The organism is Pseudoalteromonas neustonica, from assembly GCF_001653135.1.
In the GTDB taxonomy this organism is placed as follows: domain Bacteria; phylum Pseudomonadota; class Gammaproteobacteria; order Enterobacterales; family Alteromonadaceae; genus Pseudoalteromonas; species Pseudoalteromonas neustonica.
Map to the genome: position 1 here is coordinate 21,037 of NZ_BDDS01000003.1, position 22,478 is coordinate 43,514.

At 41.2% G+C, this 22,478-nt stretch carries 16 protein-coding genes; 4 read left to right on the plus strand and 12 right to left on the minus strand.

Annotated elements, in window-relative coordinates:
* Positions 1-177: 177 nt before the first annotated feature.
* From A7967_RS05960 to A7967_RS06015, 12 genes are all read right to left on the minus strand, one after another.
* Complete coding sequence (locus A7967_RS05960; protein WP_064435510.1) at positions 178-3,120, minus strand: TonB-dependent receptor; 2,943 nt, start codon at positions 3,118-3,120, stop codon at positions 178-180.
* 484 nt (positions 3,121-3,604) lie between these two features.
* Positions 3,605-4,573, minus strand: a complete 969-nt coding sequence (locus tag A7967_RS05965) for a class 1 fructose-bisphosphatase (protein WP_064435511.1) — start codon at positions 4,571-4,573, stop codon at positions 3,605-3,607.
* On the minus strand, positions 4,573-5,652 hold the full coding sequence (gene fbaA / locus A7967_RS05970) for a class II fructose-bisphosphate aldolase (protein ID WP_054204093.1): 1,080 nt from the start codon (positions 5,650-5,652) through the stop codon (positions 4,573-4,575). The genes A7967_RS05965 and fbaA overlap by 1 nt, the downstream gene beginning before the upstream one ends.
* Positions 5,653-5,662: 10 nt before the next feature.
* On the minus strand, positions 5,663-6,283 hold the full coding sequence (eda, locus tag A7967_RS05975) for a bifunctional 4-hydroxy-2-oxoglutarate aldolase/2-dehydro-3-deoxy-phosphogluconate aldolase (RefSeq protein WP_064435512.1): 621 nt from the start codon (positions 6,281-6,283) through the stop codon (positions 5,663-5,665).
* 84 nt (positions 6,284-6,367) lie between these two features.
* Positions 6,368-7,294 (minus strand): sugar kinase, encoded by a 927-nt coding sequence (locus A7967_RS05980; RefSeq protein ID WP_064435513.1) that lies wholly within the window; start codon positions 7,292-7,294, stop codon positions 6,368-6,370.
* Between the two features lie 65 nt (positions 7,295-7,359).
* Positions 7,360-8,658 (minus strand): MFS transporter, encoded by a 1,299-nt coding sequence (locus A7967_RS05985; RefSeq protein WP_054204090.1) that lies wholly within the window; start codon positions 8,656-8,658, stop codon positions 7,360-7,362.
* Position 8,659: 1 nt separating this feature from the next.
* Positions 8,660-9,007, minus strand: a complete 348-nt coding sequence (locus A7967_RS05990; RefSeq protein WP_054204089.1) for a cupin domain-containing protein — start codon at positions 9,005-9,007, stop codon at positions 8,660-8,662.
* Between the two features lie 11 nt (positions 9,008-9,018).
* On the minus strand, positions 9,019-11,181 hold the full coding sequence (locus A7967_RS05995) for a heparinase II/III domain-containing protein (RefSeq protein WP_419761251.1): 2,163 nt from the start codon (positions 11,179-11,181) through the stop codon (positions 9,019-9,021).
* A 55-nt stretch (positions 11,182-11,236) separates the two neighbouring features.
* Positions 11,237-13,495: a polysaccharide lyase 6 family protein gene (locus A7967_RS06000; protein WP_054204087.1), complete on the minus strand. Its 2,259-nt coding sequence runs from the start codon at positions 13,493-13,495 to the stop codon at positions 11,237-11,239.
* A 118-nt stretch (positions 13,496-13,613) separates the two neighbouring features.
* Entirely contained in the window at positions 13,614-14,492 is an 879-nt protein-coding gene (locus A7967_RS06005; protein ID WP_054204086.1) for an NAD(P)-dependent oxidoreductase, read from the minus strand.
* A gap of 605 nt (positions 14,493-15,097) precedes the next feature.
* Positions 15,098-16,492 carry a prephenate-dependent tRNA uridine(34) hydroxylase TrhP gene (gene trhP / locus A7967_RS06010; RefSeq protein WP_054204186.1) on the minus strand — a complete coding sequence of 465 codons (1,395 nt, stop codon included), beginning with the start codon at positions 16,490-16,492 and terminating at the stop codon, positions 15,098-15,100.
* A gap of 215 nt (positions 16,493-16,707) precedes the next feature.
* Complete coding sequence (locus A7967_RS06015) at positions 16,708-17,295, minus strand: putative periplasmic lipoprotein (protein ID WP_054204085.1); 588 nt, start codon at positions 17,293-17,295, stop codon at positions 16,708-16,710.
* Between the two features lie 298 nt (positions 17,296-17,593).
* Between A7967_RS06015 and ndk the strand changes: the two genes are divergently transcribed.
* The 4 genes from ndk (at position 17,594) to A7967_RS06035 (ending at position 22,475) form a co-directional block, all read left to right on the plus strand.
* On the plus strand, positions 17,594-18,025 hold the full coding sequence (gene ndk, locus A7967_RS06020; protein ID WP_054204084.1) for a nucleoside-diphosphate kinase: 432 nt from the start codon (positions 17,594-17,596) through the stop codon (positions 18,023-18,025).
* 185 nt (positions 18,026-18,210) lie between these two features.
* Positions 18,211-19,344, plus strand: a complete 1,134-nt coding sequence (gene rlmN / locus A7967_RS06025) for a dual-specificity RNA methyltransferase RlmN (RefSeq protein ID WP_054204083.1) — start codon at positions 18,211-18,213, stop codon at positions 19,342-19,344.
* A 108-nt stretch (positions 19,345-19,452) separates the two neighbouring features.
* A complete protein-coding gene (pilW, locus tag A7967_RS06030; RefSeq protein ID WP_064435514.1) occupies positions 19,453-21,570 on the plus strand; it encodes a type IV pilus biogenesis/stability protein PilW in 2,118 nt (705 codons plus the stop codon).
* A complete protein-coding gene (locus tag A7967_RS06035; RefSeq protein WP_064435515.1) occupies positions 21,567-22,475 on the plus strand; it encodes a RodZ domain-containing protein in 909 nt (302 codons plus the stop codon). Before pilW ends, A7967_RS06035 begins: the two co-directional genes overlap by 4 nt.
* Positions 22,476-22,478 lie beyond the last annotated feature (3 nt).

Genomic DNA, 22,478 nt, shown 5'->3' on the forward strand with positions numbered 1-22,478 from the left:
TATGATTATTTAATAAAACGGCTTTCAAATAGGCTAAACAGCCAATATACATTTTATTAAATGTACGCACACAAATGTTTTAAGCGTTGGGTACACCTAAAAATAATGCAAAAAAAAAGCAAGCCTAGTGGCTTGCTTTTATACCAATTACCAATTGGTACTCACACAATTAACTTATTAAAAACGGTAACTTGCACCAAAAGTAATACGACGATCTGTTAAGCCTTGATAACACAGTAATGATCCTTCGTTAACACAAGACTGACTCACATCTGACTTCGTTAAGTTCACGGCTTCTATACCAACACTAAATTGCTCGGTTACATCATAATTAACACTTGCGTTTAACTGACCACGGTCCTCTTGAACAACTGGGAAGCCCCATGGGTAACTAGATGTACTGCCAAAGTCTTCTGAGCGGTAACCTTCTCGCCACGTGTATCTTGCACGCGCTGAAAAACCATATTTTTCATAGTACAAGGTAAAGTTATATGCGTTTTCAGAAAGATCTAAAAGCGGCTGTTTGGCAGAGACATCAATGTTCTCAATGCCCGTTGTTAATGCAAATACGGCGTTTGCACGGCTCGTTGCATTATCAATTGCTTCACCTCCTGATGATTTTTGATACGTATAGTTAGCCATCACGCCAAAGCCTGATGCCCAGCCTAAGTCGCTTTCGAATTCAGATAAGTCATATTGAAATGCCAACTCAATACCTTGTTGGGTGCGTGTATCAGCATCATTAACTGTCGTTTGAGTAGGCACACACAAACCAACTCCGGGCTCTGGCCCAAAGACATTAATATCAGCAATGGGGTTAAATGTGCCACCGGCTTCACAGGTTGGTCCTACAACATCACGAAATCCCGTGGTTGGGTCTTCATAGGGGTCAACTTGCTTTGTGACATGCAGGTCTTTGCGCTTTTTATGAAAATAACCCACGCTTACTAACGCTGAAGGAGCAAAGTACCACTCGGTTGAAATATCAAACGATGTTACCTCTTCTGGCCCTAAGCCTGGGTTACCAATAGCAACCGCTGAATTAGGACTTGTGCTGTATGACACGGACGTAGATAAGTCGTCATAATCAGGGCGACGAATATCTTTAGACCAACCCAAACGAACTAACACATCTTCAGACACGTCTGCGCTGATGTTTATACGTGGTAATACAAAATTATAATCCGCTTCAGACACGACTTGTGAAACGACTTGATTCCCATCATCGTCGGTTGTTACTGAGTTACCCGTTGACGTAATGTCCGTTTGTAAATATCGTACGCCAACATTACCTCGAAACATTTCATATTCGAAATTTGCTTGTGCGTACAATGCATGCGTTGTTTCTTCAATGTCAAAAAATGCACTCACCTGAGATGTAGGCGCACGATCAGAACCTGTAAGCGCATTATTTGCTGTAATCGCATCATTTAATACTTCAAGTACATAGTCTGGGTTTGAGCCGGCAAGCTCAGGGTTAACTAATAAAAAGTCTTTTATAAAGAGTGTTCGCCCGTCTGCTTTGTTAAAATTATCAGGCCCGGCCACCAGCAACTCTGCAAATAAATCACCTGATGGGCTATCTGCCATTTTACGCAAGCCCACATTATTACGTACTTGATCTGAGGTGCTGCTTGATCTGTTATAACGGTACCCAAAATCGACCGACGTGATCATGCTGTCAAAGTAATAATTAAAATCAGCTCTGATCGCATCTTCTTTATTTTCTGTCGTATCACGCCCTTGGTTTACATCGCGTAATACAACATTTGCAGGGTCTAGTAACTGTGCACTGGTTGGCGCATTTGCTTCACCTTGGGCAATACCAAATGCAAGCGCTCCCCCGCTCAAGTCATATTCAAAAGGGGTGCCATTTTCGTTCGAGTCATTGGTTGCTACATTAGGGTTAATGAAGTTCAATGTTGTATTGAAGCTTGGTGTATTTGAATCAGAGCGTGACGATGACGCTTCCATACTCACAAATAACTTATCACCCTGCCATTGCCCACCCAATCGAAATATTTGGCTATCAGTTTGACGTGCATTTGTATCACTTGAAAAGCGTAAATTAGGATCTGCTCCCCCGTCTTCAACAGGGATAACACCTTTTAACGCCGCTTGAATACTTCCTAAATCTTGGCCGTCTAATACGCCAAAATCAACCGTTTCAAATTCGCTAGGAGCTGCAACATTACGAAGGTCACTCACACCAGAGGCTTGAACCCGTGAGCTTTCTTGACGTCTGTCTTGGTCGTTCATCACGGCATCAAAAAAGAACTTGGTGTTCTCATTAGGTGCCCATTCTAGCGTACCAGCAAAGTTAACCGTTTCTGACTCGTAATTATCATAATCCTGAATCAAGAATTGAATAGGTAAAAAGTCAAAAGACTGGGCACTTGCTGCATCACTCCCCGCTGCGACGGAGTTATCGCGATCAGCTCGAGGACGAAATGCTGTTACGTCTTGCTCTGCATAACTTGCGCTAAATACAGCGCCAAATTCGCCACCAGAATCTAGTTGCCAATTGTCACCCCAAGAACCCGATATTCTTGGTTTAATGCTATCAGTGGAGAGGCTACTGTCTTCAGCTTGTACGCGAAAAGCTGCTAACGTATCATTAAGTTGCAATGGGCGGATTGTACGAAGGTTAATTGTGCCTCCTACAGATCCTTCTATTGTTTTAGCTTCTGGTGATTTAATCACTTCAACACCAGAGATCATCGATGCCGACACATCTTCAAAACTGATACCTGTTCTACCAGAGCCGGAACCCACTGTAGAAACACCATTAATTTCTGTACGATTCGCATTCGTACCACGAATTTGTACCCCCGTACCGACACCTGCTTGACGCGTGATCTGTACACCGGTTACATTTTCTAATACTTCAGCTAAATTTTGATCCGGTAACTTACCAATATCTACGGCTTCTATCACTTCTACAAGGCTTGCGGCTGAACGTTTTTGTGCTAATGCATTAGTAAGCGACTGCCTGATACCTGACACTTCAATTACTTCAAGTTCATCCACAGATTGCTGCTTTGCTTCTTGCGCTGATGCAACATTCAATGCTGTAGCTGAAAGTATCGCTAATGTAACGCTAGATAATTTATGCTTCATAGTGTTTCCTGTGTGTTCGAATGCTTTGGTTTATATTTGTTGTCATTGGCCGTTCGCTTTCACAAAAGGTTAACCAAATAATTACACTTGAACAAAAAAAGATCAACCCTTTTGGTAATAACATTTAATAAAAAAGTCGACCAATTTACATTACCAATAAGTCACCGTGCAGATATAAAAGTAAGGCATTGATAAATAGCAATTTAAATAATTACAGGATTAATTCTATTGCTGAATTAATTTACCTTTAAGACTAATGTAGCAGTAGTAAAATTCAAAAAAAACAAATTGGTTAACCAAATAATCAATTCATAACGGGCAGCTTGCCAAATATGAGCACCGAGTTGCGCACCAAAACTGACACCCGTTTATCATTGGTCGTATTCATGCCAGTAAAGAAGATCTCGTTAAACTTACACTGAGGTTTGCTGTATCTGATTAACACCTGTCATAACGCATCGCCTCAAAATACACCACTGTTTTGTTATGACTCATAAACAGTCCGATTAAAAAATGCCACAGCAGAAGATGACCCCATGACAACCGCTACTCGCTGGTGAAGACTGTGTGGCTCTATGGTTAAAATTCGCTGACCACGAGAACTGGCTTGTCCTCCTGCGTTTTCAATCAACATCGACAGCGGATTGGCTTCATAAAGTAGCCTTATTTTGCCATTGTCATTACCCGCACGTTTGTCCTCTGGATACAGAAATGTGCCGCCTCTTGATAAAATACGGTGAATATCCCCTACCATAGCGGCACTCCAGCGCATTGAGCTTTTTTCAAACGCTTGGCTCGCATACAGTACGTTATCGAAATAAGTCTGAATAGTTTCATGCCAATAGCGGTAGTTAGCCATATTCACAGCAAACTCTTTACTTTCGTGCGCAACAGTCATTTCAGGGGTTGTTAGCAAAAAGCCGCCATGAGTTAAATCCAGCGTATAACAGCGTGTTGGGCCACCTGTGCTCATCACTAACAAAGTGGAAGGGCCATAAAGCACATAGCCTGCGCACAGCTGTTTTATACCTGCTTGAACAAACTGTTCATCACTGTCATGGGGCACATCATCACGCTTCGCATAAATGGTAAAAATAGTGCCAATTTGACCATTTACATCAATATTTGAAGAACCATCGAGCGGGTCAAAAGCAACAATATAGTGACCATCGGGATTACCTGGCACAGCATGATCTTCTTCTTCGGAGGCAATAGCAGCAACCGAATCTTCCTCAAGTAACATATCTTTGAGTAACTGATTGGCAATCACATCGAGCTTTTTTTGTACTTCACCTTGGATATTTTCATCTAGCGTAGAGCCTAACACCCCTGCAAGTTCTCCTTGGCCTACACGAAATGCAATCTCTTTACTGGTCGCTAAAATAGTGCGGATCAACATAATTAAATCTGTTTCCACACCATCATTTTTTAAAACTGGGATTAGTCGTTTCATTATGAGTACCTATTAACGCAATTAAGGTCGGTAAAACACTGTAATAATCTCATCGTCATGTTTTGCTCTGAATGGCTTAACCACACTCGCGGATCATAGTATTTTTTATTCGGCTTATCGTTGCCATCTGGGTTACCTATTTGACTATGTAAGTAATTTTTATTGTTTTGATAATAATTAAGTACGCCGTCCCAACACGCCCATTGCGTATCGGTGTCAATGTTCATTTTTACAACGCCATACGTTAATGACTCTGTTATTTTTTCTTGCTCTGAACCACTACCACCATGAAATACAAAATTTAAGCTATTGTGGGGCAGGTTAAACTTTTGCGAAACATAGGCTTGTGAGTCTTTTAAAATACGGGGGGTTAAAACAACGTTGCCCGGTTTATAAACGCCGTGAACGTTGCCAAACGAGGCTGCAATAATGAAGTTAGCACTGACTTTACTTAACCTTTCATAGGCGTATGCTACTTCTTTAGGTTGCGTATAAAGGGATGCGCTATCAAGGTGGCTATTATCCACGCCATCTTCTTCGCCCCCAGTACACCCTAGTTCAATTTCCAAGGTCATGCCCATTTTTGCCATACGCGCTAAATAACGCTCACAAATTGCTATATTTTCTTCTAATGGCTCTTCAGAAAGATCGATCATATGTGAGCTAAAAAGAGGCTGCCCTGTTTGCTGAAAATAACGTTCGCCTTCATCTAACAAGCCATCAATCCACGGCAGTAACTTTTTCGCAGCATGATCCGTATGCAACATAACCGGCACGCCATAATGCTCAGCGACACTATGAACATACTTAGCCGCACTTACAGCACCAAGCACTGCACTTTGTTGCTCAGGTAAGGCAAGACCTTTGCCACAAAAAAATTGCGCGCCACCGTTCGACAGTTGAATAATAACAGGCGACTGCGCTTTTTTTGCTGCATTCAAGGTTGCATTAATAGATGATGTACCAATAACATTAACCGCAGGTAACGCATATTGGTGCTCTCTGGCATGCGCATATACTTGTGTAACATTATTTCCAACAATTACGCCGGGGTTAACTTTGGCTAGTAAAGATCCCATTATCTATCCCTTATACTTTGTTTGCCTCAACACAGGCATCGGTAATCGCCTGCCAGTTTTCTTGTTCAACCCACTCTTTAGGCGCAACCCAAGTACCTCCGACGGCAATTACATTGTCTAAAGCAAGGTACTCATATTTATTTTGCGCATTGACCCCACCTGTTGGGCAAAATGTAACGCTTTGAAATACGGTTGACACTGCTTTCAAAAATGGTGCGCCCCCTGATAATGAAGCAGGAAATAACTTTTGCTCAGTAAAACCTGCTTCTAATGCAAGTAAAATATCAGCGGTGTTAGACACACCAGGCACGACGGGCACTGAGCATTGTTTTAATGATTCAAGTAGTAAAGGTGAAACCGCCGGAGTAACAATAAAATCAACACCCGCATCAAGTGCCTGCTGTAAAATTTCAGCATTGATGACTGTACCTGCGCCCACTTTTAATGAAGGTACGGCTTCCTTGATAGCCCTTATTGTCGCTAACGATGCATCCGTGCGTAACACGACTTCCACTAAACCTAGTCCTGCCGCCGCCATTGCTTTGGCTATATTCACCCCTTGATCAACACTGTCGGCTTGAATTAAAGGTAGCAGTGTTTGTCCTGACATGAGTTCAGTAAAACGAGTCATAGTTGTATCTCTCTTAATAGTTATTATGTGTTGAGACAAAAAGACTCAGGCATTACATTGGGGCCTTTTTGTTTAAGTTACATATTACGAATCAGCCATAGCCTGATTGAAAACCGCTTTTGCGGTAATTGCGCCCGGCTGTTGGATTACGACCGCAGCAGCTTTTGCGGCTTTACTAACCGCTTCACACACTGGCAGCCCAGATAACCGAGCTCCTAGGTAAACACCATTAAACGCATCGCCTGCTGACGTTGTATCAACAACATTATCTACCGGTGTAATTGTGTGGCGTTGTAATTGGCCATCAACCATGGTTAATACTGATTCGGGGCCATTTTTTATAACCACTTCGTTGATGTCATAATCACTAAGGTGCGCAAGGACATCTTCAACCGAATCCACCCCATACAAAGCGTGTAAATCTTCTACGCCCGGTAGCGTGATATCTGCACACTGAAAAGCAAGCGCATACTGCTGCTTAGTTTCTTCAACAGACTGCCATAATCTCGCTCTATAATTAGGATCAAAAACAACCTTCACACCGGCAGCTTTTAAAGTATGAATGGATTGCCAAAAAATAGCGCGAGTATCGGGCTCTATAACAGCAAGCGATATTCCTGAGAAAAAAAGCATGTCGCCTGACGCAAGCTCATCAATAACTGTGGGATTATAAAAATCGATCACCGTTCTTGCCGCTGAATCATTACGCCAATAAGTAAAGCTGCGTTCTCCTTGATCATCTGTTTCGATGTAATACACACCGGGCACTTTATCTGAATGAGCAAACACTAATTGTGTACCTAGTTGTTCTTGCACAAAGCAGTGGCGCATTTTTTGACTGATTGCATCGGTGCCCAATGCGGTCACAATTGCCGAGTTAATACTGTTAAAGCAGCGCTTAAGGTACACGGCAGAATTATATACATCACCTGCGAATGATTGGTTGAGCGTACTCTCATCAATCGCTCTAAGCTCGAGCATACACTCGCCTAAAAAGAATATTTTTTTCATTTATTAACTTACCCTTGTTGTAAGTAAGCGGCAGGATTTTGGTTGCTCTGCCGCTAAACACGCTGTTACTTGGGTGCTTTTAAAGGCTCAATTTTTGGAATCAAAATCCAGACGGCCAACATTGCAGTAATAGCCAAAGAGGCACCAATAACAAACGCAGGCGTATAATTTCCGCCAGCGGTTAAATAAGGAACTAAAGAGGTGAGGCCAACAGCGCCGAGTTTTGCCGCCATGCCTGAAAAACCAGACAAGGATCCGACGGCTTTTTTGCCAAGTAGATCACTTGGTAGAGTCTGTACATTACCTATCGCTGTTTGAAAACCGAATAGAATAACGGCCATGATTAGAACTGCGACAACAGGCTCGCCAGGGTTCGCCATTGCAAGCAATGCAGGCAACATGATCAAACAGCCTAAGGTGATCGTTAGCTTACGAGTTTTATCTGTACTCCAACCAGCTTTTAAACGATTTTGCGCTAACAAACCGCCAAACCACGCGCCAAACATGGCTCCCACATAAGGCACCCAACCGTAAATACCAATAGATTTAACATCCATGCCATACACTTCGTTTAAATAGATTGGGATCCAGAACACAAATAACCACCAAATAGGGTCAATTGCCGCTGATGCGATGATCACCCCCCAACTTTCCTTTCTGCTTAACAGCTCTTTAGTCGAAGGGTTATATTCTTCCTCTTCTTGTCCTTCATCATTCACTTCACGACGCTGGCCAGATAAAATGTAGTGCTTTTCTTCTTCACTAAGCCACGGGTGTGATCCAGGTGGTGCTTTAACTAACACTAACCAAGGCACTAACCACAAAAAGCCCATAATACCCACAGCGACAAACACCATTTGCCAGCTAAAATACACCGTTAGATAGGCAATAAGGGGGATCGCTATAATACCGCCAATCGCTGCACCTGAATTAAATATACCTTGTGCTAATGCCCGCTCTTTGGTTGGAAACCATTCTGCATTCCCTTTTGCGGCGCCCGGCCAGTTGCCCGCTTCTGCTACACCTAAAATGGCGCGAAAAACACTCAAGCTAAGAACGCCCTGTGCAAATGCATGTGCAATGGTGGCAAATGACCACACACCTATCGACAGAACAAAGCCAAAACGCGTACCAACCCAATCAAATATTTTACCAAAAATAGCTTGGCCAAACGCATAAGCAAATACAAACACGATAGAAATGTTGGCATAAATTTGCTTACGCTCAAGTGCAGATTCGTTGGGGAATAATTCTTCTACTATATCAGGCCACAGCACACTTAAGGCTTGACGGTCGATGTAGTTTATAATGGTTGCCAACGCAATTAATGCAATGACCCACCAGCGCAAACCTTGAAGTTTCATGTTATTTATCCTCTAAAAAATCTTCGCGCGCAGGGCTGAATGTATCAATTAAAATTCCCCCCGTCGGGCACGTTGCGCCGTGATCAGCATACGGAGGAATGAAACAGCTATCGCCCGTTTTTAAAATTTTAGTTACACCGTCAATATTAAAGTGAAACTCCCCTTCTACAACATAAGTCACTTGAGAATGACGGTGTGCATGGTTATAACCAATTGCCCCCTCTGCAAACCAAATCTTGACCGCCATCAGCTCTTCGTTATAACCCAACATTTGGCGCTTTAAGCCATTACCTAAGTCTTCAATTTCTGCTTCGTTAGCAAATGTAAAGTGATTGCTTTGCTTACTCATAGCAAATACTCCTAAATGTTGTTCATTAAATAAACGCCTAAACGGCCGTTTAATGAATATGATTGATGTTGATATTTAAATGATTTTTTACTCGCAAGCGTCGCATTATTAATCGCGATCAAATAGTGCTTTTTAGCTATTTCTAACTCAACAAATACCATCTCACCCTGCTGTGAGTGCTTTATGTTTGTCACTCTGCTTTGGGCCATTAAGGTATATTCTTTACTGGGGTTATATTCACCATGCGGTTCAAGTACTGAAATAAACTGATGTTGCTTAGTACCTGATACGCGGCGGATAAAACCGTGCTCATTGCGTAAGTTGAAGTTAGGATCAGTCGCACCAATCTGAGTGAATAAGAAGGATTCATCACCATTAACAAGTGATGTTGATGTGTAAAAGCGGCCATTGTCGTTCAGCCAAGATACCTTTGCTAATCCTTGCTTTGGTGTTGATCCTGCTTTTAACCAAAGATGCTGATAACCATTTTTGTCACCCAGCGCCGATAACTGTTTAGTATTGGCTTTGAGCTTAAAGTTGGTATCAATAAGCTGTCCTTTATAATGAAGCGGTAAATCAAGTTGATGCGCTTTATCTGCCACTACACTAAATAAATCTAGAGCGACTGTACTGTTCAACTCTTTTAGATTCACTAGGGCTAATGTGCGTTCAAGCTCAACACCTTTATAAGCGGTGCTAATTTCACCACTTGATACTGTGCCGTATTTTGACGTTTCAAAAAAGTTAAGTGTTGGCGCATTTTTATTGCCTACTTCTACGTCACCATTGAAGTGGCTCGTTTCATCAACCACCACGGTATTGTGAGCAACCGTTTGTTTAGCGTAACTATTATTCTCTGGCAGGTACCGGCCACCAAACTTAGCTTCCACATTTAAAAACCGCGCGGCACCGTAGTCAGAGACAATCTCTTCGCCTTTATCATAAAACTGCCATGTTAATTTATCGAAATGGCCATGCCCTAAACCTTGTGCTGCAGGCTTAAATAACAGTGCTTGGTCGCCATCAAGTTGGCTACGCATAATAACTAATGCGCCTTCTTTACCATCACTGCCGTCACCAAATGCCACTGATTTAAACGTGTAAGGTGTTGCTAAACCTTTATCAAGCGCCTGTGCTACTTTTAGGCCATCACCTGATAGAATGATTTGCCCTTGCTGCTTTGCAATATCTAAGTAGCCAGTATCATTAGTTAGGCTGTAGGCAACCGTAACACCATGTACAAGCTCAATGGTATCAATACCTTTACTTTTAATAGCATCATTAATAGGAAAAAATAAGCCGTTGTAGCTCAATTGAATGGTGGTATCTATTGCTTTTAACAACACGCCATCACGGTGCTCAGCAATTTTTCGTTGTGGCTCATTGTGTGCAATCGCTTGTGCAAAAGTAACAAAGGGTAATAAGGCAAAACGTTGGTAATAAGGCCCTTCGTTATAGTAACCTTGTGGAGAGAACAGCATATCTAGCTGCTTTAAAAACCCTCCTTTACCTGACTTATCTAGGTCATATAACGCTTTTTCAACCCATTCGGGTTCGTTCATAACGTAACCCGCCATGCCTACGCCAGCAGTTGCCCACGTACCATGGTTGTGCACTTTATTGAATGTTGTTGGTTGCCCTTGCGATAAGAATAAGGCAACAGGACGAAGTAACTGTTGCTCAATGATATTAGTTTGCTGATCTGTCAGCGCATCATGAACCAAATCGTATGCTTGGATAGTATAAACTAACCACATTGCCTCATTTAGGCTTTGCCAAAACAATTTCCCTGGGTTTTGTGATTTCACTTTACGTTTCGGGTGTACATCTAAGCTAGGATAAAGTGTTGCGTACTCAAGTAACATATCGCGAACATAATTTGCGTATTTTTGTTGTTGGCTAAGCTGATAAATAATCCCAGCACGATACATTAATTGATAATTCTTTTTATGGCGCTCATGAGTGTAACCACCGCCACCATCTTTAGGCACGGGCACCACAATTGGAAATGCAATTTCTTTATCAACCTGCGCCTTTAAACTGTGATAGCGTTCACTAAAGTAGCCTTGACTATCAAGTGCGCCACGCATTTTGACAACATCGCTTTGCGTGATCACTAAATTAGGATGCGCAGCCAAAGAACTAAATGAAGCGACAGCAAGCACAACTGACATAGCACCCGCTTTTAATTTTGTTTGTAAGCTCGATAATGACATCAACAACACCCCACTAATTCTTAATTACTTTATTGTTTATTAATGTGGCCGTGTGCGGCCCTGCAACTCTAAGCTCAGTAACACTTGGCTGTTCAGTACTATCGAAGGTATTGTTAATGATCATCGTGTTTGGCTCACCCACTGTATGCTCAATAATAATAGGTGCTGATTTAACAAAGGTATTGTTATCTATATTCGTAACTTGCACACCATGGAGGTAAACACTCGCATTGCTTTTATTGCGTTTGCCAAGGCCTACATTTGTTAAGGTGTTACCTGTCATGCTCAAGTGGGGACCAAACGTGCTTTCATCAGTGCCACCACGATAAAGCTTAATTAAACTGCCATTGATATTGCTAAAGCGATTATCAACAAGCGTTACATAATCCGCGTTATAGATACCTAGATCTTCAATTTCACTGTCTAAGCGTAGGATATCGCCAGACACTTTATTAAATGTGTTATTCGTGAATGTTATTTCATCAGCAAGCGCACCTTTACCGGTTTTAAAAAAGTCAAAGGTATGGTTTATATCAAGGTCTGTTATCTGGCTATTCATCATCATTAAGCGATAATTATTAACCATGCCCCACTTTTTCGTCCTCACTACACTGTTGCCAGCGGAGTCTGGGCTGCTTTTGCCTGAAATAATTAATCCATCAAGCTTTAAGCTGCCACCATCATGAATTTCAAATAATGTTGAGCGCTCAAATGTCAGTGTTGTCTTGCCTTTTTTGTGTGCTTTAATAGTGAGTACTTTATCAATCGCAACAAGCTTAGATACATCGTATTGCCCGCCAGTCAGTTCTAACACATCGCCAGACTCAGCCGCTTCAATCGCGTTCAGTAATGCGTTTGCAGAGCCTTTAACTCTACGTGTTTTACCTGAGTCAAAAGCGATAATAGCGGGCACTTTTTCATACCAAGTAACACCCGTTTGGTCTTTAGCCAATACAGTTAAATTAGCTTTTGCACCTGCGTTAAACTTATTTGTGTTTGGCAGAAGTAACCCAGCTTTATTTCGCTTAAGTGATATGGCTTGTCGCTTTACACCGTACGCTACATCACTAAGCACCTCAGTATTGGCAAGATTACCAGTAAATTTAATGCCACTTACGTCGTCAAACGCGGTAAAAGGTTGCTGGTTATTTTCATTAATAATGAGGTTGTTTTTCATTACACTATTAATTGGCACTGCACTGCGCTCAGCATCACTGCCTGCCGCTAGCTGAATATGCCGCACGTTAACAAACGTATTGTTTTCTATTTGTGCGTTTTCTACTTGGTGATATCGATTAATCGATGAATTAGGCACGCCGTTCATCACAGTAAAGCCACTGCCAAAACGAAAGCCAGTTAATCCTTCAAGGTAATTATTACGGATTATTTGATCTTTATTGATAACCCGAATCCCACCGGTATGATCTACACCATTACCAAAAAAGATATTTTCTTCAATTAAGTTCCCATTACCATGGCGCATGGTCAATGTACCCCGGGCTTCAAAAAACACATTGTTACGGACAATGTTTTTACCTGATTTAATCGAAATAATTTCTACTTCACCATTCGTTTGCTCAAAATAGTTCTTCTCAACAAGCGTGAATGAGTCCGTCAAAGAGTAATGGCTTGTACCAATGCGCAACGTTTCCCCTCCGTTTGAACCAAACGTCGGGCGATAACCAAAGTAGTTATGGTCTATCTGATGGTAGTTTTCTTGGCTTTGTTTATTATTCAAACGTACAGCAACCGTTACGCCTTTATTGCGTTTACCCACTAAATGGTTATGATCAAAGCGATTATGTTGGCCATACAATGCAACCCAATAATCTGATTCTCGCTTATCGGGATTGTTATAGTTATCGATTACAACTTCTGAAACTCGTGAATGACGAGCTAGCTCATTTTTATTGCGGCGAAACTCAATAACTGCAGAAGTGGGGGTGAAGCCATTTTTAAATACCAAACCGCTGGCATGCAGGTATTCCCCAGCAAGGCGAAGGTTAGACTGACCAGTTAAAAAAACCTTACCTTTGGTTTGTGCAGTCAACTGAATGGGGGACTGCTCTGTACCCTGACCTTGGAGCAATATTTCGAAGTCTGTCCACGTACCATTTTTTAAAATAACGTTATCGCCCGCTTTTAATTGCTGCGCAATATCCTTGTAGGCTTGTTGGTTATCAATAAAGTAGTCTTTGGCTGTTGCTGCTGTTGAAATACAACCAAGGATAACTAGGCTAAATTTTATTATAGTTAGATTGATCAATCGCATAGTTAACTCGTTTGACTGGGTTATACTGTTACCCGATTAAGATAACTCGCTTTCCCAGTGTTTATATGTGTGTGTAAAGGTGCTAAACATCTTGCCTAGCACCTAAAATTAACCAGAATTATTTATCTAGTGTTTTAAAGTAATCAAAAATTTCAGGTACGTTGCCTTGCCCCATGCCTGCATCAAACGCTGCTTGTAAATTAGCTGATGAACCTTCTGCAATTTTCGATTCAGTACCAAGGTCAGACACCATTTGCAGGAAGTAACCCAAGTCTTTATTAGCATTTGCGATTGAAAAACCTAAATCACTTACATTATCTACAGCGTAATTTTTGCAAAATTGCATAAACGGCGAGTTAGAAGGGCCCGTTGACATAATGTCAAACAATTGTTGACGATCAACACCTGCACGATCCGCCACTGCAAATGCTTGCGACATTGCACACACTGTTGTCATCCCCATAAAATTATTAATTAATTTTGTTGTGTGACCAGCACCAAGTTCACCTAAATGAAACACGTTCTCGCCTTGCTCTGCTAACACAGGCTTCACTTTATTGAATGTTTCTAAATCACCTGCGGCCATAATATTCAACAACCCGTCTTTAGCGTGTGCTGGCGTACGGCCCAATGGCGCATCAATCATACCAACGCCTTTTTCAGCGAGATCTGCACCAATTTTCTTTGTTGATGATGGAATTGATGTACCAAAATCAATAAGGACTGAGCCGGCTTTAAAACCGGCAAGCAAACCATCTTCTGCGTATACGACTTTTTCAACAATTGTTGATGTTGTTAAACACAGCATGACAATGTCAGCTGCGGCTGCAAGCTCTTTTGCTGTGGCCACCGTTTTCGCGCCACGCTCAACACATTTAGCAACAGACTCTTTATTAAGGTCCATTACAACCAGCTCGTAGCCTTTATTTTGTAAGTTCTCGACCATATTGCCGCCCATAAGGCCTAGCCCAATGAAACCAATTGTTGGTTTAGACATGAATAACTCCTAAATTATTGAGCGTTTATTTCAACGCTATTTATCAGCTAAGTATCAGTGACACAGCTTCGCTTTATTGAACCTCTGGAGTTTCCCTAATAGTAGTAAAACTCTGAAAATTTGCTGAGAGGTAAAATACATCACTCGTAAAAACTTACCAATCAACGTATGAAAACAGTATTACCCAGCAAGCATATTGTCAACCAATTTGTATATCAATAATTTAAATAGGTAATAATAAAACTATAGTGTTTTCATAATTAAAAAAGCTACAAGTAAAAAAAGCGGAGAACAAAAACCAATAAAGTACTGATAAATATAAATAAAAGTAGCCAGCAAAACCAGGGTCAATAGATAGGAGATAAAACCAAATAATTGGTAATAACAAAATTAAAAAGTGGTAAGGTGGTAAGTTCTTAAATCTCGATTGTGTTTGAACTTTCCAAACACGTTCAGATCAACAAAAGAATCATGTATGAGCTTAAAGGTAAATTGTTAACCGAGAAATAAGGGATCGTAAAAGTAGGGATTAGCTTTAATAGATTGATACATTTTTTTACAGAAAGAGGTGAATTAATACAAAGAGTTAAATCGTATTGCCGTGGTTAAACCACGGCTTTTTTAAACGGATTACGGGTATCTTGGTTTTCATCCAAGTTACGCATCAAAATAGCATGTTCTAAGTTTATGCTTTCAGGTAATAGGATACTAACGATGTGGCCAGAGCCTTTGGCGTCAGTAATATTCTCACCTTTTTTGTTCTGCATCGCTTGCAGTGTAAAGTTAAAGTTACCCAGCGGGGTCATTAGCTCCAGTGAGTGGCCCACGCAAAACTTATTCTTCACATCAATCTGCACTAACCCGTGCTCATCTCGACCAAGCACTTCGCCAACAAACTGTTGTTTGTCTGACACTGAATGGCCGTATTCGTAGTTTTGGTAGTCTTGGTGAGCGTGGCGCTTTAAAAAGCCTTCGGTGTAACCCCGATGTGCGAGGCTCTCAAGAGTTTTAAATAAATCAGCATCAAACGGTTTACCTGCAACGGCGTCATCAATTGCTTTACGATATACCTGCGCAGTGCGGGCTACGTAATAAAATGACTTAGTACGCCCTTCTATTTTTAAGCTGTGCACGCCCATTTTTGTTAATTGCTCAACGTATTGTACAGCGCGTAAATCTTTTGAATTCATGATGTAAGTGCCGTGCTCGTCTTCAAACGCGGGCATATATTCACCAGGGCGGCCTTGTTCTTCAAGCATAAATACATCATTGCTTGGTGCGCCTTCACCCAGTGTTGGTATTACTGCTTTGGGGTCTATTTTGTGCACCATTTCACCGGTTTCGTTTTCAGTGCCAGGTTTTACGTCGTACTCCCAACGACATGCATTGGTGCAGGTGCCTTGGTTAGGGTCGCGTTTATTTATGTAACCTGAGAGCAAGCAGCGCCCAGAGTAGGCCATACAGAGTGCGCCGTGCACAAATACTTCAAGCTCGGTTTCTGGGCATAGTCCGCGTATTTCAGCAATTTCTTCCAGCGATAACTCGCGAGATAAAATGACGCGCTCTATGCCCTGCTTTGCCCAAAACTTAACGCTCGCGTAATTAACTGCGTTGGCTTGCACTGATAAATGAATAGGCATATCTGGCCATTTTTCACGAACTAGCATGATTAAACCAGGATCTGACATGATCAACGCATCCGGTTTCATAGCTATCACAGGTTCAATATCACGCAGGTAAGAGTTAACTTTAGCGTTGTGCGGCGCGATGTTTGATACCACATAAAACTTTTTACCTTGTGCGTGAGCTTCGTTAATGCCTATTTTAAGGGTATCGAGATCAAATTCATTATTTCGCACCCGTAAACTGTAACGAGGCTGCCCCGCATACACGGCATCTGCACCGTAGGCGAATGCGTAACGCATATTTTTTAAACTGCCTGCTGGCGATAGCAACTCAGGCACAAAAAGATCTGGGGTAGATGAATTAGGGGTAGAAATAGCTGACGGCATGCGCGCTCCATACATCGAACTGAGTGCAAATCAGTTGCATGAAAATTGAGATTAAATGAAGCGCGAGAGTGTATGGCGTTTAAGGTAGCTTTATGTTGATCAGAATCAATCAAACCCGTCTTATTCTTTTTTAAATTATCTCAGCTGCAATAGCAAGTGAGCCTTTACAGCTGAGATGTTAACCATACCGTGAGGTGTGCCAGTTAGTTAGAAAGTAAAACCTCAGGGGTCTCTAGTAAAAACTGCTTACCGTTGTCTAAGCTAATTTCGATATAAAACACATGGCTGCTTTCAAATTCAGGCGCTGTATTTAGTGTAAAATTAAAGTACCTTTGCATCATAACGGGCAGTAACTCTTGCACTTTTGTAACTGTAACCGCTTCTTGACTATTCTCAATATTAAATTCAATGACACTAAACACATCGTTTAAACTGCTGCCAGCTGTTAAGTCAGCACTAAAGTCAGCGGACGAATAAACATTAAGCTTGGTTAATTTATTATTAGCCGGGATAACAACAGGCAAGGTTACGCAATTTTCAGCATACGTTTTGTTTTCATCGAATTCGTTACCGGCACTGTAAACATTGGTGCCTGAGGCTTCAAATGATACGTTGATTTTGTCGTAAGAAATTAAAGTATTCGCTTGGTACTGGCCATTATTAACCGCTAATTCAATGTCATTTATATCAATTGCAATCGCTGTAGGCGGGCATTCTAATGCAGCCTCGTTGTCTGAACCACACGCTGTAATAAAGCTGGCTAACAGCGCAATCACTAATAACTTTTTCATTTTTATTATCTCCTTTGTGTAAGAAAAAAATCCTATAGAGCGGCTAAACTTACAGTACATTTTCACCCCCAGCAACAACTCACCTTAAAATTAACAAAGCAACACAAAAGGTAACAATAATTAACAAAACGTCATCAAAATCAACCTAGAAAACTAAAATCATTTTCCTCCTATTCTCTGAAACGGTCTAATTGTCATTTTGCTCGTTTTTAATAATACTAGGCATTACCTCCTAAAGCGCGTATAATTCGCGCCCGTTAATATTCACACTTTTACTTAAAATTATTGGAGCATAAAGATGGCTTTAGAGCGTACTTTCTCAATCGTAAAACCTGATGCAGTTGCAAAAAACCACATTGGCGCTATCTACAACCGTTTCGAATCTGCTGGCCTTAAAATCGTTGCAGCTAAAATGGTTCACCTTTCACAAGAGAAAGCTGAAGGTTTCTACGCAGAGCACAGCGAGCGCCCTTTCTTTGGTGCTTTAGTATCTTTCATGACATCTGGTCCAGTAATGGTTACAGTTCTTGAAGGCGAAAACGCTGTTCTTAAAAATCGCGAAATCATGGGTGCTACTAACCCTGCTGAAGCACTAGCTGGCACTTTACGTGCAGACTACGCTGATAGCATCGACGAAAATGCTGTTCACGGTTCTGATGCTGTTGAATCTGCTGCTCGCGAAATCGCGTATTTCTTCGCTGACGAAGAGCTTTGCCCACGTACTCGTTAATTCGAGTTTCACAGCTAACCCTGTGATGCAAAGTATGAAAAGGGCTTTCGAGCCCTTTTTTAGTCATTATGTAAAGTATTAAACACTCTATTTATGATGTTTTACTTAATGATTAAAGTGTGTGAATTGTGTACAATTCGCCCTTGTAAATTTTTATCACCACCGTCACTGATTAAGGTTGTTTCATGACCACCGAGCAAAAAAAGATTAATTTATTAGATTTAAACCGAGAAGCAATGCGCGAACTATTTGCATCGTTCGGTGAAAAACCGTTTCGTAGTGACCAGGTGATGAAATGGATTTATCATTTTGGCGTTGATAACTTTGACGACATGAGCAACGTAAACAAAAAGCTAAAAGAAAAACTTAAAGCTGAATGCGAAATTGTTGCACCTGAGATCACTGTACGCCAGCAAGCCAGTGACGGCACGATTAAGTATGCGCTCATACTTGAAGGCGGCCAAGAAGTTGAAGCTGTTTGGATCCCTGAAAAAGAACGCGCAACTTTATGTGTATCTTCACAGGTAGGTTGTGCGCTTGAATGTACATTCTGCTCTACTGCACAACAAGGCTTTAACCGTAACTTAAAAGTATCTGAGATCATTGGCCAAGTTTGGCGCGTTGCTAAAGATATTGGCCTTGATGGTCATAGTGAAAAACGCCCTGTCACTAACGTCGTAATGATGGGTATGGGTGAGCCATTACTTAATCTTAAAAACGTTGTGCCAGCAATGGAATTAATGATGGACGATTGGGGCTTTGGTTTATCTAAGCGCCGCGTTACGTTAAGTACGTCTGGTGTTGTACCTGCACTTGATTTATTAAAAGAAAAAATCGACGTTGCATTGGCAATTTCTCTGCATGCGCCTGATAACGCGTTGCGTGATATTTTAGTGCCAATCAATAAAAAATACCCGATTGAAGAGTTTTTAGCTGCATGTCGTCGTTACATTGATGGGTCTAAAGCTAATAAAGACGTAACCATTGAGTATGTAATGCTAAACGGTATTAATGACAGCACAGATCAGGCTCATGAGTTAGTTAAAACGCTAAAAGGCACCCCGTCTAAAGTGAACCTTATTCCGTTTAACCCATTCCCGGGTAACGAATATACACGCTCAAGTAATAGCCGTATTGATCGCTTTTCAAAAGTGTTACAAGCAGCGGGTATTACCTGTATTGTTCGTCGTACTCGTGGTGACGACATTGATGCAGCCTGCGGCCAATTAGTGGGTGATGTTGTTGACCGTACTAAACGTTTAGCGAAAAAGAAAATGCGTGACGATAATGCTATTTCGGTGAATATTCACCAAGCTTAACTTATCTAAAAAACCAAAAGCACCTGTGTTGAGTAAATAATTGATGCAACACGAGTGCTTTTAGGTAAGATAGGCACAATATATGGATAATAATAAAGAGATTAGGAAATGCGATCCTTACTTGCTTTAACTGTCAGCGTACTTGCTCTAACAGGCTGTGTGACTGAGAATAGTTATGATGGCAATGACAAACCCGTTGTCGAAAATAAAATCAACAATGTCGGTGCAGCACGCACGCGTATCGCTCTTGCTCTTCAATATTTAAATACTGGTAATAATTCACAAGCAAAGTATAACCTCGAGCGAGCCGCATCTTTCGCGCCAAACTTACCCGAAGTACACTATTCATTTGCTTATTACTACCAGCAAGTCGGTGAGAATATACTTGCTGATAAATCCTACCAAAAAGCACTTGAAATAAACCCTGATGATCCGAATACACGTAATAACTATGGTGTATTTTTGTGTGGCATTGATGAATATGACCGCGCCACAGAGCAATTACTTAAAGCAATTTCGATCCCGAGCTATATTCGGGTTGCTGAAAGTTATGAAAACTTAGCATTATGTGCAATCGAATTTGACGATTTTGATAATGCCGAGAAGTATTTCATATCAGCGATAAAACATAGTTCAATGCGTGCATCGTCACTCATTAGTTTAGCTGCTTTATATTATGCCAAAAGTGACTTACATAAAGCACAAGCACTCCTTGAACGTTATGAAAATTCAGGGCAAATATCGTCTCGATCGTTGTTTTTAAGTTATTTGATAGAACAACGTATGGGACATATCGAAAAAGCTGAAACCACTGCCGCAACGATACTGCAAACCTACCCTACAACAAATGAAGCGGTGCTTATTCGTGAACAACGAATCAAACGCAGTGAATTTGAAATATTGCGCTTACAATATCGGCAAGCAAAATTAGACGAGTTAAAAGAAAATAGCCCAAGTGGCACTTTTAACTCAGCGCCAAAAATGCGCATTGTAAAAAAGAAAAAAGCGCCGCCAAAAACCACAGCGGCGCAGGCAATCAATAAGCCAACAAGTATTGACTCTGTAACAACGCAAAAAAATGACGTTGTACGAGCAAGTTCTAATGACTTAAATTCTGCTTTATTAACTGTGCCTGCAGAGCCCACAAAGGCCGAGCCTGTTACGGAAGTTGAGCTGCAGTCTACTGAAACAATTACCAAGCAACCGGTCAATATTAGCAGCCCTCCAGTTGATACAGGTGCTGTACTAGCAGCATTGGCGATTATAGAAACCAATGTAACCGAAGAGCAGCCTGCAATAGTGACGCCACCAACGCAGGTTGTTAAACAAGTACAAAAAAATAATGATGCCGCTGCTGTCATGTCTGCATTAGCCTTAACACCAGACAAAAATGAGACACCTGATACGCCAATAGAACACACAGCTAGTTCTGTAATAATACCAGACGTGATTGTTGAGAAAGCACCTGAGCCAACATTAGCAGTGCCAACGGTGCATTTAGCCGCTAATCAACAAATAACACAGCCAGTAGTAAATAAAAATGTCCCTGCTGTTGTAAGTGTCGATACCAAGCCTGTTACAAAAAAAGAAACGCCCCCTCAAGATGGCATTAAAATTGTTTCTTTTGGCGCACCCAGTAACAACAACAACAACAACAACAACAACAACAACAACAACAACAACAACAACAACAACACGAACAACAACTCAAGCCAAGCTGCACCAACCAACCAAGTTCAGTTTTCAAGTGAATTGAGTGAAGATGAAAAGGTGGTATTTTATCAACCGCAGCGTAATGAAGCTGTATTTACAGGGCAAAATGAACGTTATAGCAATCAACCTGAAGTACGCTTCTCTGGCACTGAGCAATACAATCAAGCACCTATGCTCAACTCTCGCGTCCCTCAACTAACAACTCCTTACCATGTTCTACAAGATGGTGAAAACCTATTTAGCATTTCTGTACGATACAATGTTAAACTACAAAAGTTACTCCAATGGAATGGTCTAAGAGAATCTGATCGGGTGGCCAATGGGACTAATATTTACCTCAATGACCCCAATATTTATTACAAAATTAACACTGGTGATACCTTATACAGTATTGCCACTGAGCGTCGTTTATTAATTGATCAGTTAATGCGATGGAATAAATTAAGCCCGGATGTAGCACTTAAACCTGGGCATAGACTGTTACTAGTGGATCCTGAATCATACGCTTTATGAATGATGAAAATACTGAATCAACGCCGATCACTCTTGGTCAGACTTTAAAAAATGCCCGAGAGCAGGCCAATGTTAGCCGTGAAGAGCTAGCAAATAAATTAAAATTATCCGTATTGCAATTGCAGCACTTGGAAAACGACGACCATCTTCTTCTTGGCCCTGCAACCTTTACTAAAGGGTATGCAAAAAGCTACTGCCGTGAATTTAATTTAGATAAAACAGCAGTGATGAATTTGTTCCCTGAACAACCCGAAGTGCTTAAAAAAAGCAATATGCAAAGTTTTTCAAAACGCACAGAAAAAGAAGCAAACGATAGCCGTCTAATGCTGGTTAGCTATGCAATTTTAGCCATTGTTATTGGTTCTTCTGCACTTTGGTGGTGGCAAAATGCCACTCCCATCAAAGAGTCAGTGGTTACACCATTATTAAATAATACACTCGGTAGTGATGAAGAAAACCAAGTACCAAAAAACACAACTGAACTTAAAGAACGTGATATTACCAATGCTGATTTTACAGCCGATGACGCTAATGAGGACAGCGTTTTACCAGATGACGAAAAACGCACTAAAATAGAACAAATGAGGCTTTCGGCATCACAAGTATCGTTTCCAAGTAGCAAAGCGACGCAAACAGCGACAGCTGATAAAGAAAATGCTTTAAGCACAATTGTTATGCGCTTTAATCAAGAGAGTTGGGTAGAAATACACGACGGTGAAGGCGATAAAGTCGCCTTTGGTGTGAAAAAAGCAGGTTATGTGATGACGGTATCAGGAAAACCACCTTTTTCTGTCGTCTTGGGCAAACACCAAGTTATTGATATCACATTAGACGGTGATGCTATTGATATATCACATTTTCCACAAAACCGTTTAGCCAAATTTAATTTACCACTAGCAGAGTAGTCG